General features: G+C 66.0%; 1 protein-coding gene. It reads right to left on the bottom strand.

Annotated elements, in window-relative coordinates:
* Window positions 1-241, bottom strand: a 241-nt coding sequence (locus R0J92_RS26070) for a hypothetical protein (RefSeq protein ID WP_411053824.1), incomplete at both ends; no start/stop codon positions are given.

Here is a 241-nt window from a genome sequence, read left to right as displayed (position 1 = left end):
AGATGCGCGTCGCGCAGCAGGATCTCAAGATGGGCGGTCCGCTCCTGCTCGGTGTTCAGGCGCGAATAGGCGGTGCGCAGTTCGCTCTGCAGGCTGTCGCGCTCGGCCTCCAGCGCGATGACGCGCGACCGCGCGCGGGTGACGGAATCGGAGAGCTGGTCAATCTGCCCGCTCAGCGTCTCATTCCAGTTCTGAACGTAGTCGAGGCGGTTGTTCAGGCCGGACACGTCCAGACGCAGGC

It is taken from the genome of Tritonibacter sp. SIMBA_163 (assembly GCF_046535935.1).
Classification (GTDB): Bacteria; Pseudomonadota; Alphaproteobacteria; order Rhodobacterales; family Rhodobacteraceae; genus Epibacterium; species Epibacterium scottomollicae.
This window is presented reverse-complemented; position numbering and strand designations above follow the sequence as displayed.